The organism is Escherichia sp. MOD1-EC7003 (genome assembly GCF_002965065.1).
GTDB lineage: Bacteria > Pseudomonadota > Gammaproteobacteria > Enterobacterales > Enterobacteriaceae > Escherichia.
On sequence record NZ_PTRE01000149.1, the window covers coordinates 1 to 13,624 of the forward strand.

14 protein-coding genes and 1 tRNA gene are annotated in these 13,624 nt (G+C 50.0%); 3 read left to right on the plus strand and 12 right to left on the minus strand.

Annotated features, from left to right (window positions below; genetic code table 11):
• Positions 1-758: 758 nt before the first annotated feature.
• Complete coding sequence (locus A7090_RS21565) at positions 759-1,280, minus strand: phospholipase D family protein (RefSeq protein WP_105275467.1); 522 nt, start codon at positions 1,278-1,280, stop codon at positions 759-761.
• Positions 1,281-1,420: 140 nt separating this feature from the next.
• Between A7090_RS21565 and A7090_RS21570 the strand changes: the two genes are divergently transcribed.
• Positions 1,421-2,269 (plus strand): DUF6708 domain-containing protein, encoded by an 849-nt coding sequence (locus A7090_RS21570; protein WP_105275475.1) that lies wholly within the window; start codon positions 1,421-1,423, stop codon positions 2,267-2,269.
• Between the two features lie 99 nt (positions 2,270-2,368).
• On the opposite strand, the gene A7090_RS21575 is transcribed toward A7090_RS21570, so the two are convergent.
• The 9 genes from A7090_RS21575 to ilvL all read right to left on the minus strand — a co-directional run bounded on the left by A7090_RS21575 (position 2,369) and on the right by ilvL (position 10,190).
• Entirely contained in the window at positions 2,369-3,070 is a 702-nt protein-coding gene (locus A7090_RS21575; RefSeq protein WP_105275468.1) for a DUF2461 domain-containing protein, read from the minus strand.
• A 54-nt stretch (positions 3,071-3,124) separates the two neighbouring features.
• Entirely contained in the window at positions 3,125-3,541 is a 417-nt protein-coding gene (locus A7090_RS21580; protein WP_105275469.1) for a hypothetical protein, read from the minus strand.
• A gap of 96 nt (positions 3,542-3,637) precedes the next feature.
• Positions 3,638-5,179 carry a threonine ammonia-lyase, biosynthetic gene (gene ilvA, locus A7090_RS21585; protein WP_105275476.1) on the minus strand — a complete coding sequence of 514 codons (1,542 nt, stop codon included), beginning with the start codon at positions 5,177-5,179 and terminating at the stop codon, positions 3,638-3,640.
• On the minus strand, positions 5,179-7,032 hold the full coding sequence (ilvD, locus tag A7090_RS21590; RefSeq protein ID WP_105275470.1) for a dihydroxy-acid dehydratase: 1,854 nt from the start codon (positions 7,030-7,032) through the stop codon (positions 5,179-5,181). Before ilvD ends, ilvA begins: the two co-directional genes overlap by 1 nt.
• 64 nt (positions 7,033-7,096) lie before the next feature.
• Positions 7,097-8,026 (minus strand): branched-chain-amino-acid transaminase, encoded by a 930-nt coding sequence (gene ilvE, locus A7090_RS21595; protein ID WP_000208520.1) that lies wholly within the window; start codon positions 8,024-8,026, stop codon positions 7,097-7,099.
• Positions 8,027-8,045: 19 nt separating this feature from the next.
• Complete coding sequence (gene ilvM / locus A7090_RS21600; protein WP_000983255.1) at positions 8,046-8,309, minus strand: acetolactate synthase 2 small subunit; 264 nt, start codon at positions 8,307-8,309, stop codon at positions 8,046-8,048.
• Complete coding sequence (gene ilvG, locus A7090_RS21605) at positions 8,306-9,952, minus strand: acetolactate synthase 2 catalytic subunit (protein ID WP_105275471.1); 1,647 nt, start codon at positions 9,950-9,952, stop codon at positions 8,306-8,308. Before ilvG ends, ilvM begins: the two co-directional genes overlap by 4 nt.
• A 2-nt stretch (positions 9,953-9,954) precedes the next feature.
• Positions 9,955-10,005 carry a peptide IlvX gene (gene ilvX, locus A7090_RS21610; RefSeq protein WP_001387183.1) on the minus strand — a complete coding sequence of 17 codons (51 nt, stop codon included), beginning with the start codon at positions 10,003-10,005 and terminating at the stop codon, positions 9,955-9,957.
• A gap of 86 nt (positions 10,006-10,091) precedes the next feature.
• Positions 10,092-10,190 (minus strand): ilv operon leader peptide, encoded by a 99-nt coding sequence (gene ilvL, locus A7090_RS21615; protein ID WP_001311244.1) that lies wholly within the window; start codon positions 10,188-10,190, stop codon positions 10,092-10,094.
• A gap of 351 nt (positions 10,191-10,541) precedes the next feature.
• On the opposite strand from ilvL, the gene A7090_RS21630 reads away from it, so the two are divergent.
• Entirely contained in the window at positions 10,542-12,062 is a 1,521-nt protein-coding gene (locus tag A7090_RS21630; protein WP_105275473.1) for a YifB family Mg chelatase-like AAA ATPase, read from the plus strand.
• A gap of 24 nt (positions 12,063-12,086) precedes the next feature.
• On the opposite strand, the gene maoP is transcribed toward A7090_RS21630, so the two are convergent.
• The gene (gene maoP, locus A7090_RS21635; protein WP_000841001.1) at positions 12,087-12,425 is read right to left on the minus strand and encodes a macrodomain Ori organization protein MaoP; all 339 of its coding nucleotides are present in this window, start codon (positions 12,423-12,425) and stop codon (positions 12,087-12,089) included.
• A 118-nt stretch (positions 12,426-12,543) separates the two neighbouring features.
• Here maoP and hdfR point away from each other — a divergent pair, with 118 nt between their 5' ends.
• Positions 12,544-13,383: an HTH-type transcriptional regulator HdfR gene (gene hdfR, locus A7090_RS21640; protein ID WP_105275474.1), complete on the plus strand. Its 840-nt coding sequence runs from the start codon at positions 12,544-12,546 to the stop codon at positions 13,381-13,383.
• Between the two features lie 95 nt (positions 13,384-13,478).
• On the opposite strand, the gene A7090_RS21645 is transcribed toward hdfR, so the two are convergent.
• A tRNA-Trp gene (locus A7090_RS21645) sits at positions 13,479-13,554 on the minus strand.
• Positions 13,555-13,624 lie beyond the last annotated feature (70 nt).

Below are 13,624 nucleotides of genomic sequence, written 5' to 3' on the forward strand. Positions count from 1 at the left end.
TCTCCGGTGTTGGAGTGAACATATCAAAAACAGGCAGATACACAATTTAAATTACAGTCTCAAGCACCGACGCCAGAAATTCCAGCATATAGTTCCCTTGTTAAAACTGGTATAATATTTATTCTATCATAGTGAGCAGGCAATCGGAACCTCTCGTAGAACCAAATATACTCTTCAAACTGCTTCTGCATTGGTTGCACTCGTTCACCCAGTTACTTAGAGCCGGTTCCATTAGGCTCTAAGTAACTGGGGATTCACTTCCTTGCCGTCTTGAAGCAACCAGAATGATTTTGAGTATATACTCATAAATTCTATTTACTTCAATAATAACCGCAACTCTTCTTTATTTAATTCATTCTTATCTTCCTCATACCAATAAGACGCTTGCTGTGCTATATTTTCTTTTACTTTGGATGAAAGTATACAGATCTTAGGGTATTCTTGTCTTCTCTTGAATAAAAATACATATAATTAATATCTTCATGGTGTATTATCCTGTCAAATCGTTTAAATCCAATATATTTCCCATTATTCCGAAAACATAAAACAATATCACCTTCACACCATGGAAGTTCATCTTCATCGCATTGGTAAGTAAACAAATCGCGATATTTAAATCTTCCTGAACCTGCCGTTTCTGGAAGGCCATTATCACGCGCCTCAGTATTAAGCAGGGCATTTGCTATTATTTTTGCTTCAGCGGAGTGATTATTCTTCCAAACAAATATCTTTATCCGCTGATGATATTCATTTTCTAGCTAGGCACTAAGACTCACCTTGGCATCTATAATATTATTTCTCATCGCTTGCTGCATCCTCTGGTGTTTAGTTCTATATTTATTCATCTTTTCTTTAAACTGAGGATCAACACTACTCATAACCTCAGCATTATCCAGAAATCCATCGATAATCTCTTGATATTCCTTCAGCATGTTTTTATTTTTAATAACAACGCATGTATCACGTGCCAGACTCAACCCAACGTGAGTGAAGTTTGCACTACCAATAATCACAGTATCGGGTTCGATCAGATAAAGTTTCCAGTGAATACTTTCTTGCCCTCGAAAATCAACCCATAAGGACATAACGTCACTTTTTTTCATTGCACAATGATCCAAAAAATTCGGATCAGTAAATGCATTGATCGTACCAATCATTATCTTCACTTTATTGCCATGGACTAATAATTCGTCAATGACATCTTCAGTGGCAGAAGCAAATGCTGATACAATCGTAACCCTGGCGCTACATCCAGATAGCGCAAAGGATGCCAATAACATAATGGAGCGGTGTATGAGCTTTTATAAGTCGGAGAAACTGGATAACTATGTGAAAAACAGGATACTCAAGTAATGCATTGCATAAGAACCATTCACATAACCAATTTAACAATCTCGTTATTATGGACAATGACTATTTTATGAAAAAAAATGATTCTGTCTCTGACAAAGAAATGCTGTATTTTTTTGCAAAAAACATAACAGCCATTGGTTCCTGGCCTTTAGACGCAGAAAAGATCAGTTTAGAGCGCCTCCCCACCGATGTGAGTAATAACACGATCGCGCCAGAGATGCCGTGGTATGCAGAAGCTAACGATGATTATCTCGAGTTCAGGCGACTACCTTTCTGGTCAGCGTCGGGTACTGTTTTCATGGGGGTTGTGCTCTCGTTGTTATCGATTAGTTTTTTAATAATTTCAATCATCTCTCTTTGCATAACACGCTTTGACAGCGGCCTTCTTTTTTTATATCTGCTTAGTCTTTTCTTTGGATTATGCATTCTGCCCGGTGCCGCCAAAATAGCCTTTTTCACGCCGCACTATCTTCCGATCAGGTTGAATCGTAAAACACAGAAAGTTTATTTCTCAGATTTAATCATTGAAAAAAATATCTTCTTTGGAAAAATAAAACTCGTTTTTCATGAAATGGACTGGAAAGATGTTGAAGCATGGAGCCTGGGCAGAGTGTTCGGCGGTCATAATATGCCTTACTTTGGGCTTCATCTCGTTGAAAATCACTCGAATGACATCAGTATGCTGCGGCAAACCCGAATGTATGCCACCCGTTCGCCGTGGAGTGCCGAAGAAATGGAAAGACAGCGCAGCTACATCCCGAAAATCTGGAGTTATTGCCAACATTATATGGCCTTTATGCCCGTCCCTGATGTTACGAATGAACCCCATCCATTTATTTTCCTGAAAAATAATTTTTTATTTAAATGGCCGGAAGTGATGGACAAGCGCTCACGCAGTTCCAAAGAGGTGATTTAATATCATAACGTTCCCATGAGAGACATCACTGTCTCTCATCTGGGGCAGCCTTCGGCGGGTCAAATTCATTCCAGCGTTTGTGCCTAGTTTTACTTCCGCTTATAAATCCGCCGGGTCCACCTGCTTCATTGTCTCCACCGTCATCAGCCACTGATACAGCGGTTCAAGCTGCTGAAAACCCTGCGTCAGTGTGTCGACCAGATCCGCGCTGAATAATTTGTCTACTGCGTTATCCGTCACCATCACGGCAAAGGTTTTACGGTGATACCAGTCGGAAATCGTTGGGTCGAGGTCTTTTACTTTTAGCCGCTTATAGCTTTCGCCCACCAGTTCAAATGGCGGCTGGCAGCATTCAGCAACTTGCAGAAACTGCGCCGGGCGCTGTTTTAACGTATAGCGGAACAAGTCCATCGTCGGCTTGCTGGCGCTGTAATAGCCGAGGCCGTAGCGCAGCGTATCCGGGCTGATTTCAAAAAAATACACTGGCGCATCGGTCCAGTTTTTCGCCGAGCGTTTAAAGGTCAGCCACATCCGGCTACGGTAACGCGATTTATCGCGCGAGAAGCGCGTATCGCGATGAATCCGCGACAGCGTTTTGCCAATGGCGGGACGGGTTTCTAACAGTGGGTCAATCTCCAGCATTGCGGGTGCTAAGGCCTCCACCAGCGCACGGAACGGCGTGAGCAGACTGCGTTCGTAGATAAAACGGTGTTCATCGAACCAGGCTTTATCGTTTTCAATACGGACCTGCTGGAGAAAATTGAGTCCTTCTTGTGCAAATCCATGGAAGCGGCTGGTCATATGGTTATCCTGTTCCATTGTCACGCTCACATTAATGAGCATACGTATGAAATATTAATCAGGATACGAGGTGGTAATAACCGCCGTATCCTTTCCATTATATTTAAATGTTATTTTGGTTTCGCCACCCTCATAAGCCTGGTCAATACTTAAATCATTAACACCCTGCCATTTATAGTCTACGAACATCGCATTTCCCAGGTCTTTAATATGTTTGCTTTGACCTGGTTGAGGGTTTTTGATGAAATCTTTTTGAGAATCAGGCATGACTTTAGAAAGATAAAGGGCGTAAGCCTGTAATAACCCCATATTTTTGTATTGACAAGATTGCACAAAGACCATCTCATCCGGATCGTCTTCTTTGTGGCAAATTATATTATCTGTGTTATCAGGGGGTACTGTTTCATTGGCATGAGCGGTAGAGTAGAACAAACAAAAAAATCCCGATAAAAAAATATATAACCCCTTCATATGAAACGTCCCTGAAAATAATTGTCCGCTGTATCTTAACCCGTTACCAGGTTGACACAACACAGAAAAATCCCCCCGAGATGGAGGGATTGAATACTATGCCAAAAAGAACCTGAACGCCGGGTTATGGGTCTCGTCATGACACTCATAGCCCAGCTCTTTCAGCCGCGTTTCGAAATCCGGCTCGTGCTCGCCCAGTTCGAAGGCCGCCAGCACACGACCGTAGTCGGTACCGTGGCTACGGTAGTGGAACAGGGAGATGTTCCAGTGGGTTCCTAACGTATGCAAAAACTTCAGCAATGCACCCGGGGACTCCGGGAACTCAAAGCTAAACAGTCGCTCCTGAAGCGGTTTTGACGGGCGACCACCGACCATATAGCGCACGTGCAGCTTCGCCATCTCATCATCAGAGAGGTCAACCACGCCATAGCCGCCTTCGTGGAGCAGTTGCAGGATCTCCTGACGCTCCTCCAGCCCACGACTTAAACGCACGCCGACAAAAATACAGGCGTCTTTCGCATCGGCAAAACGGTAGTTAAATTCAGTGACCGACCGACCGCCGAGTAGCTGGCAAAACTTCAGGAAGCTGCCTTTCTCTTCCGGAATGGTCACCGCCAGCAGCGCCTCACGCTGTTCGCCCAGCTCGCAGCGTTCCGAGACGTAGCGCAGGCCGTGGAAGTTCACATTGGCACCGGAGAGCACATGTGCCAGACGTTCGCCGCGAATATTGTGCCGGGCGATGTATTTCTTCATTCCTGCCAGCGCCAGCGCGCCGGAAGGTTCCGCCACCGCGCGCACGTCTTCGAACAGATCTTTCATCGCTGCGCAAATCGCATCGCTGTCTACGGTGATGATGTCGTCGAGGTATTCCTGACACAAACGGAACGTCTCATCGCCGATGCGTTTTACCGCCACGCCTTCGGCAAACAGCCCCACGCGCGGCAAATCAACCGGATGACCTGCATCCAGCGCCGCTTTCAGGCAGGCAGAGTCTTCGGCTTCTACGGCGATCACTTTGATTTGTGGCATCAGTTGTTTGATCAGCACCGCCACGCCCGCCGCCAGGCCACCGCCGCCGACCGGCACAAATACGCGGTCGAGATGGGCATCCTGCTGGAGCAGTTCCAGCGCCAGCGTGCCTTGCCCGGCGATCACCATCGGATGGTCGAATGGCGGCACCCAGGTAAAGCCCTGCTGTTGTGACAGTTCAATGGCTTTGGCTTTCGCTTCATCGAAGTTCGCGCCGTGGAGCAGCACTTCGCCGCCGAAGCCGCGCACCGCGTCGACTTTGATGTCGGCGGTGGCGGTTGGCATGACAATCAGCGCCTTCACGCCTAACCGCGCGGAGGAGAATGCCACGCCCTGCGCGTGGTTACCTGCGGAAGCGGTGATCACGCCATGCGCTTTCTGTTTTTCCGTCAGGCCTGCCATCATGGCGTATGCACCGCGCAGCTTGAAGCTGTGCACTGGCTGGCGGTCTTCGCGCTTCACCAGAATCACGTTATCAAGACGCGACGAGAGTTTTTCCATTTTTTGTAGCGGCGTGACCTGCGCCGCTTCATAGACCGGTGCGCGTAGCACCGCTCTTAAATATTCGGCGCCTTCCGGGGCGCCGGAGAGTGGTTGTGAGTCAGCCATCATTCCCCCCCCAGTTTCGATTTATCGCGCACCGCACCTTTGTCGGCGCTGGTTGCCAGGCTGGCGTAGGCGCGCAGCGCGAAGGAGACCTGACGTTCACGGTTTTTCGGCGTCCAGGCTTTGTCGCCACGGGCTTCCTGGGCTTCACGACGCGCCGCCAGTTCGGCATCGCTTACCTGTAACTGAATGCCACGGTTCGGAATGTCGATAGCGATAAGATCGCCGTCTTCAATCAGGCCAATGCTGCCGCCACTTGCCGCTTCCGGCGAGACGTGGCCGATGGAAAGACCTGAGGTACCACCAGAGAAGCGACCGTCGGTGATAAGCGCACAGGCTTTACCGAGGCCCATTGATTTCAGGAAACTGGTTGGGTAGAGCATTTCCTGCATCCCCGGACCGCCTTTCGGGCCTTCGTAACGGATAACAACAACATCGCCTGCCACGACTTTACCGCCGAGAATCGCTTCTACCGCATCGTCCTGGCTTTCGTACACTTTCGCCGGGCCGGTGAATTTGAGGATGCTGTCATCGACGCCTGCGGTTTTAACAATGCAGCCGTTTTCTGCGAAATTACCGTAGAGCACCGCCAGGCCTCCATCTTTGCTGTAGGCGTGTTCCAGCGAGCGGATGCAGCCGTTTGCGCGATCGTCATCGAGAGTATCCCAGCGGCAATCCTGCGAGAACGCCTGGGTCGTACGGATACCAGCTGGGCCAGCGCGGAACATATTTTTCACCGCATCATCCTGGGTCAGCATAACGTCGTATTGTTCCAGCGTTTGCGGCAACGTCAGGCCAAGCACGTTTTTCACATTACGATTCAGTAATCCCGCGCGATCCAGTTCGCCGAGAATACCGATAACGCCACCAGCACGGTGAACATCTTCCATATGGTATTTCTGGGTACTCGGCGCAACTTTGCACAACTGCGGCACCCTGCGTGAAAGCTTGTCGATATCGCTCATGGTGAAGTCGATTTCCGCTTCCTGCGCCGCCGCCAGCAGATGCAGCACGGTATTGGTAGAGCCGCCCATCGCGATATCCAGCGTCATGGCGTTCTCAAACGCGGCTTTACTGGCGATGTTACGCGGCAGTGCACTTTCATCATCCTGTTCGTAGTAACGTTTTGTCAGTTCAACAATGCGTTTACCGGCGTTGATGAACAGTTGTTTACGGTCAGCGTGGGTTGCCAGCAGCGAGCCGTTGCCCGGCTGTGACAGGCCCAGCGCTTCGGTCAGGCAGTTCATCGAGTTAGCGGTGAACATCCCGGAGCAGGAACCACAGGTTGGGCAAGCAGAACGTTCAACCTGATCGCTCTGGGAGTCAGAAACTTTCGGGTCTGCACCCTGGATCATCGCATCAACCAGATCGAGCGTGATGATCTGATCGGACAGTTTGGTTTTCCCGGCCTCCATCGGACCACCGGAAACAAAGATCACCGGAATGTTTAATCGCAGGGAGGCCATCAGCATCCCCGGGGTGATTTTGTCACAGTTAGAGATACAGACCATGGCGTCAGCGCAGTGGGCATTGACCATGTACTCAACAGAATCAGCAATCAGTTCGCGAGATGGCAGTGAATAAAGCATGCCCCCGTGGCCCATGGCGATCCCATCATCCACCGCGATGGTGTTGAACTCTTTGGCAACGCCGCCAGCCGCTTCAATTTGTTCGGCGACCAGTTTACCGAGATCGCGCAGATGGACGTGACCCGGTACAAATTGGGTGAACGAGTTCACAACCGCGATAATCGGCTTACCGAAATCGGCGTCGGTCATTCCGGTGGCGCGCCACAGCGCACGAGCACCCGCCATATTACGACCATGAGTGGTGGTGGCTGAACGGTACTTAGGCATACTTTATTTACTCCCAGTGTCTGTCTCGTAAATGGGACGGTGCGTGCCGTCCCATTTTTTGTATTTATTGATTAACTTGATCTAACCAGCCCCATTTATCTTCGGTTTCGCCGGTGAAGAGGCCGAAGAAGGCTTGCTGGATGCGTTTGGTGACCGGGCCACAACGGCCTTCTCCAACCTGAATACCGTCTACGCTGCGCACTGGCGTGATTTCTGCCGCCGTACCGGACATAAAGACTTCATCTGCCAGGTACAGAGATTCGCGCGACAGCACCTGTTCACGCACTTCAATTCCCAGCTCTTTCGCCAGTTTGATGATGGCATCACGAGTAATACCCGGCAGCGCGGATGAAGTGAACGGCGGGGTGAACAGCACCCCATCTTTCACTTCAAACAGGTTTTCGCCTGCGCCTTCAGAGATGTAACCATTCACATCCAGTGCGATACCTTCCTGATAACCGTGGCGGCGCGCTTCGCTACCCACCAGCAGGGAAGAGAGATAGTTACCACCGGCTTTCGCCGCGGTTGGGATGGTGTTTGGTGCTGCGCGGTTCCAGGAGGAAACCATCGCATCGATCCCCTGCTCCAGCGCTTCTGCCCCCAGATACGCTCCCCACGGGAAAGCGGCGATAATCACATCGGTTGAGTATCCCGCTGGCGGGTTTACGCCCATGCCAACATCACCGACGAAGATCAGCGGACGGATATAGGCGCTGGTGAGATTATTTTTGCGGATCACGTCACGACAAGCTTCCATCAGCTCATCAATGCTCTGCGAAACCGGGAAGCGATAGATTTTGGCAGAGTCATGCAGACGCTGCATATGCTCACGATGGCGGAATACAACCGGTCCTTTGTGCGAGTCGTAGCAACGGATGCCTTCAAAAACCGAGGTGCCATAGTGCAGCGCGTGCGACATCACATGCACCTTCGCGTCTTCCCAGCGAACCATCTCCCCATTGAACCAAATGTAATCAGCTTTCTTCGTGGTCATTTTTATATTCCTTTTACGCTCAGGCGCGGATTTGTTGTGATGTGGTTGTGCTCTGGCAGATGGCAACGTGTGCGACGTCCACCAGTTTATTTAACTGACTAAACAGTAAGTCGACCGACCGTGGGCTGGCAACGGTCAATTCGATATTTATATTTTGTGCATCGCTGGCTGCGGCCATATTCATTGAGCAGACGTGGAAACCACGATGACGCACCACGCGTAAAACACGTTCTAAGGTTTCAGGATTGAAGCGAGCCGATACATTGACCTGATGTTGCATCATGATAATTTCTCCAACATTTCTGAATTACTGGCGCCAGGCGGCACCAACGGCCAGACGTTCTCAAGTTCGTCGATTGAGACATGAAGCAGGTATGGCCCATCACTGTTCAGCATAGTGTCGAGTGCCGCTTCAACCTGGTCTTTATGGGTGATGTGTTGGCCAGGGATACCGAAGGCGCTGGCTAACATGAGGAAATCGGGGTTATCGGTCAGAGTGGTTTCGCTATATCGTTCCTGGAAAAACAGTTGCTGCCATTGTCGAACCATCCCTAACCGTTGATTATCGAGTAAGACGATTTTCAACGGTAACTGCTTGCGTTTTACGGTGCCCAGCTCTTGCACATTCATCATGAAAGAGCCGTCACCGGAGATACAAACGACGGTATCGTTCGGGCGCGCGACTTGTGCGCCAACCGCCGCTGGTAAACCAAAACCCATGGTGCCTAAACCGCTGGAGGTGATGAAATTCTCCGGGCGAGTGTGGGCGATGTGCTGCGCAGCCCACATCTGGTGCTGCCCCACATCTGTGGTCACGACGCAATCCGCAGGTTTACGATCCGACAGTTGTTTTAACAACAACGGCGCGTAGATAGCGTCACCGGGATGGTCGTAACGCCAGGCATGTTCATCACGCAGTTGCGCGCAGTATTGCTGCCAGTCATTGATATTTAACGGCTGCTGTAATGCTGGTAACAGAGCATTTAAATCCCCCTGTAATGCCACATGTGCCTGACGCAGCTTGTTCATTTCTGCCGGGTCGATATCCATATGGATAACGTTGGCGTGCGGTGCAAAAGTATTCAGTTTGCCCGTTACCCGGTCATCAAAACGTGCACCTACGGCGATCAGCAAATCACATTCCTGCACCGCGAAGTTCGCCGCTTTGGTGCCGTGCATTCCCAGCATGCCCAGATAGTACGGATAATCCACTTCAACTGCGCCCAGCCCTTTCAGCGTGCAGGTGGCAGGCATTTTCGTGGCAGCAAGAAATTCACGCAAAGCCGAAACCGCCTGCGCCATGCCCACGCCACCGCCAACGTACAGCATCGGTTTTTGCGCTTTTGCCAGCATCTGTCGCGCTTGCTCGACTTCGGCATGTGGGAAAGTCACTTCGTTTTCAACAGTGGTGAAATATGGCTCCAGATCGCCGCTGGCTAACTGGATATCTTTGGGGATATCGACCAGAACCGGGCCAGGACGACCTGAGCAGGCAACTTCAAATGCTTCAGCCATGATACGCGGCAACTCTTCCAGCGACTGTACCAGGAAGCTATGTTTGGTGCAGGCTAACGACAAGCCCAGTACATCCACTTCCTGAAATGCGTCAGTGCCGATGAAGGGTGCGGACACCTGACCGGTGATAGCAACGACAGGGATGGAATCTAACAGCGCGTCCGCAAGCCCGGTTATCAGGTTGGTTGCGCCTGGACCAGACGTGGCGATACATACGCCGGTTTTGCCGGTAGCGCGGGCATAACCAATAGCCGCCATTGCCGCACCCTGCTCATGTCGGCACAGCAAGTGCTCCACGCCGCCGTCATACAATGCATCGTAAACCGGCATAATTGCGCCACCCGGATAACCGAAAACGGTATTCACACCCTGTGCCCGCAACGCATGTACCACCCACTGTGCGCCATTCATAGTTAGTTCCCCGTCCTGAATCTTGAGAAACAGAATTTTGTGCTGTTATTCATTGTCTGCTCCTCGATTATGTTTTTAAGGTCAAAAAAAACCCCCGGACCTTTCGGTGCGGGGGGCTTAGTTCGTTAAGGCTTGATCTCTAAGCCTTTCCTCGTCCAAGTGCAGCCCCGCACGGTGGGATAATAATCACCACCACGCTAATCACGACCAGGCTAATCACTCGTAGAAGGGCTGTCATTTTGTCTTTTCTTGCATCTTGTTCGAAGGAATACCTAAAGAGTTACCATAGATTTTGCAAATAGCACAAGATATTTTTTGGACGATTTTTATGATGCCTTTAATAATTTCAATAGAAACTGTTGTTTTAAAAAAGAAAACAGTCAGTGAAAAAAATTCAATTTCTGTATGAATGTTGTTCCCCTCCTCGTAGTTCAGACTTTGTCCGCTGCATTTTTGCGAGCATCATTCCACCGTCAGAACAACTCAACTTCACTTGCACAAACAAACCGGAATCAGCCGCTAAAATTCACGAATTAGCGGGCTACAGCAGCGATAACTTATGCACATAATGGTGACTCAAGGAGGGTTTATGTCACTGTCAATTGTTCATACCCGCGCAGCCCTGGGAGTAAATGCGCCCCCAATCACTGTTGAGGTACATATCAGTAAAGGTCTACCCGGCTTAACGATGGTGGGCTTACCTGAAACAACGGTAAAAGAAGCTCGCGATCGCGTGCGCAGCGCCATTATCAATAGCGGATATGAATATCCGGCGAAAAAAATCACTATCAATCTTGCTCCAGCCGATCTACCAAAAGAAGGGGGACGATATGATTTACCTATCGCTATTGCGTTGCTGGCGGCCTCAGAGCAGCTTACAGCCAATAAATTGGATGAATATGAATTAGTCGGAGAACTGGCGCTTACAGGCGCTCTGCGCGGCGTTCCTGGCGCAATCTCCAGCGCAACTGAAGCCATAAAGGCAGGCAGAAAGATTATCGTCTCGAAAGACAACGAAGATGAAGTGGGGCTAATTAACGGTGAAGGATGCCTGATAGCCGATCATCTGCAGGCTGTCTGTGCGTTCCTGGAAGGTAAACACGCTCTCGAACGCCCGAAACCAACTGATGTAGTATCCCGGGTATTACAACAGGATCTCAGTGATGTTGTCGGTCAGGAGCAAGGAAAGCGAGGCCTGGAAATTACCGCTGCTGGCGGGCACAACCTTTTACTGATTGGGCCGCCGGGAACCGGTAAAACAATGCTCGCCAGCCGTATTAATGGCCTGTTGCCAGATTTAAGCAATGAAGAGGCACTGGAGAGCGCTGCGATATTAAGTCTGGTAAATGCTGAATCGGTACAAAAACAATGGCGGCAGCGCCCGTTCCGTTCACCGCATCACAGTGCGTCGTTAACTGCCATGGTGGGCGGTGGTGCAATTCCTGGGCCAGGGGAAATTTCGCTGGCGCATAACGGCGTACTTTTTCTTGATGAGCTACCTGAATTTGAACGGCGTACCCTGGATGCCTTGCGAGAGCCGATTGAATCCGGGCAGATCCACCTTTCACGCACGCGAGCAAAAATCACCTATCCAGCCCGTTTCCAGCTTGTCGCGGCGATGAACCCCAGCCCTACCGGACATTATCAGGGAAACCATAACCGCTGCACACCAGAACAAACATTACGTTATCTGAACAGGCTCTCGGGTCCTTTTCTCGACCGCTTCGATCTCTCACTGGAGATCCCACTACCGCCCCCCGGCATTTTGAGTAAAGCGGTAGTTCTGGGAGAAAGCAGCGCCACTATTAAACAACGCGTAATGGCCGCCAGAGAGCGCCAATTTAAGCGGCAGAATAAACTGAATGCCTGGCTGGATAGTCCGGAAATACGGCAATTCTGCAAGCTTGAGAACGAAGACGCGCAGTGGCTGGAAGAAACGCTGATCCATCTGGGATTATCGATTCGTGCCTGGCAGCGGTTACTGAAAGTAGCACGAACCATTGCTGATATTGATCAGTCTGACATTATCACACGGCCGCATTTGCAGGAGGCAGTTAGCTATCGTGCTATCGATCGCTTGCTCATCCATTTGCAAAAACTGTTGACATAAAAAAAGGGCATTTCGCCCTTTTTATTAATCGTCGGAATCAGTGTAGTCTTCAGCACCTTCAACCTGCGGTTTACCGCCGGAAAGGGTGTGAAAACGTTTTGGACGCTTAATTCGCGTCATATACTTGGACCACACGCGTTCTGCTTCTGTCACTGGCTCACGTTCGCCACGGCATACTGCTACGAAGAGTTTCTCTTCCTCGGTAACCGGCTCGCGTTTGCCGAGATCCAGCTCATTGAAGGCATAACCATGACGCTCAAGCAGTTGTGCCTCTTTGATGGTGAAATCACCATGACGAGAGAATCCACGTGGATAATGTTTATTGTCGAAATATCGATTAGTCGTCGTAAAGCTTTCCGCCATCCTGCACGCTCCTAATTCTTTGACCGAGCTAGTTATGGCGCGGAGTATTAGTTACGCTTGACAGAGTGTAAAACAAAACATTTAAATCATAACGAAAAATAATTTTGCGGAGAGCACTGTGGATACGGAATTGTTAAAAACTTTCCTGGAAGTTAGCCGAACGCGTCACTTTGGTCGAGCGGCAGAATCGCTCTATCTGACCCAGTCAGCAGTGAGCTTTCGAATCAGACAACTGGAAAATCAACTGGGTGTGAACCTTTTCACCCGCCACAGAAACAATATCCGTTTAACCGCTGCCGGTGAAAAGCTTCTGCCTTATGCAGAAACGCTCATGAGTACCTGGCAGGCCGCCCGTAAGGAGGTGGCGCATACCTCACGACATAATGAGTTTTCTATCGGTGCCAGCGCCTCGTTATGGGAATGTATGCTTAATCAGTGGCTGGGACGCTTGTATCAAAGTCAGGATACCCATACAGGCTTACAGTTCGAAGCACGAATTGCCCAACGGCAGTCTCTGGTAAAACAGCTGCATGAACGCCAGCTTGATCTTCTTATTACTACTGAAGCGCCCAAAATGGACGAATTTAGCAGTCAGTTGCTGGGGTATTTCACTTTAGCGCTCTATACCAGTGCACCTTCCAAACTAAAGGGGGATCTTAACTATCTGCGACTGGAATGGGGGCCTGATTTTCAACAGCATGAGGCAGGTTTGATCGGCGCTGACGAAGTTCCCATTCTGACAACCAGTTCTGCTGAACTGGCACAGCAACAGATTGCGATGCTTAATGGTTGCACCTGGCTACCGGTCAGCTGGGCACGTAAAAAAGTCGGCCTGCATACCGTTGTCGATAGCACAACACTTTCACGGCCACTTTATGCCATATGGCTGCAAAATAGCGATAAAAATGCGTTGATTCGCGATCTATTGAAAATTAACGTGCTGGATGAAGTGTATTAATCTGAATGGCTGGCAAGGACGCCGGTGGATGGATTTACTTCGGAGAGGGTTATTTTAGACAAAAAAAATCCCTAGCTTTCGCTAAGGATGATTTCTGGCAGGGGCGGAGAGACTCGAACTCCCAACACCCGGTTTTGGAGACCGGTGCTCTACCAATTGAACTACGCCCCTAATTAGGGTGGCGGAACGGACGGGACTCGAACCCGCGACCCCCTGCGTGACAGGCAGGTATTCTAACCGA

Coding starts and splice junctions, on each gene's coding strand:
- A7090_RS21565 (WP_105275467.1), bottom strand. CDS start 1,280: ATGTTATTGGCATCCTTTGCGCTATCTGGATGTAGCGCCAGGGTTACG.
- A7090_RS21570 (WP_105275475.1), top strand. CDS start 1,421: ATGAAAAAAAATGATTCTGTCTCTGACAAAGAAATGCTGTATTTTTTT.
- A7090_RS21575 (WP_105275468.1), bottom strand. CDS start 3,070: ATGACCAGCCGCTTCCATGGATTTGCACAAGAAGGACTCAATTTTCTC.
- A7090_RS21580 (WP_105275469.1), bottom strand. CDS start 3,541: ATGAAGGGGTTATATATTTTTTTATCGGGATTTTTTTGTTTGTTCTAC.
- ilvA (WP_105275476.1), bottom strand. CDS start 5,179: ATGGCTGACTCACAACCACTCTCCGGCGCCCCGGAAGGCGCCGAATAT.
- ilvD (WP_105275470.1), bottom strand. CDS start 7,032: ATGCCTAAGTACCGTTCAGCCACCACCACTCATGGTCGTAATATGGCG.
- ilvE (WP_000208520.1), bottom strand. CDS start 8,026: ATGACCACGAAGAAAGCTGATTACATTTGGTTCAATGGGGAGATGGTT.
- ilvM (WP_000983255.1), bottom strand. CDS start 8,309: ATGATGCAACATCAGGTCAATGTATCGGCTCGCTTCAATCCTGAAACC.
- ilvG (WP_105275471.1), bottom strand. CDS start 9,952: ATGAATGGCGCACAGTGGGTGGTACATGCGTTGCGGGCACAGGGTGTG.
- ilvL (WP_001311244.1), bottom strand. CDS start 10,190: ATGACAGCCCTTCTACGAGTGATTAGCCTGGTCGTGATTAGCGTGGTG.
- A7090_RS21630 (WP_105275473.1), top strand. CDS start 10,542: ATGTCACTGTCAATTGTTCATACCCGCGCAGCCCTGGGAGTAAATGCG.
- maoP (WP_000841001.1), bottom strand. CDS start 12,425: ATGGCGGAAAGCTTTACGACGACTAATCGATATTTCGACAATAAACAT.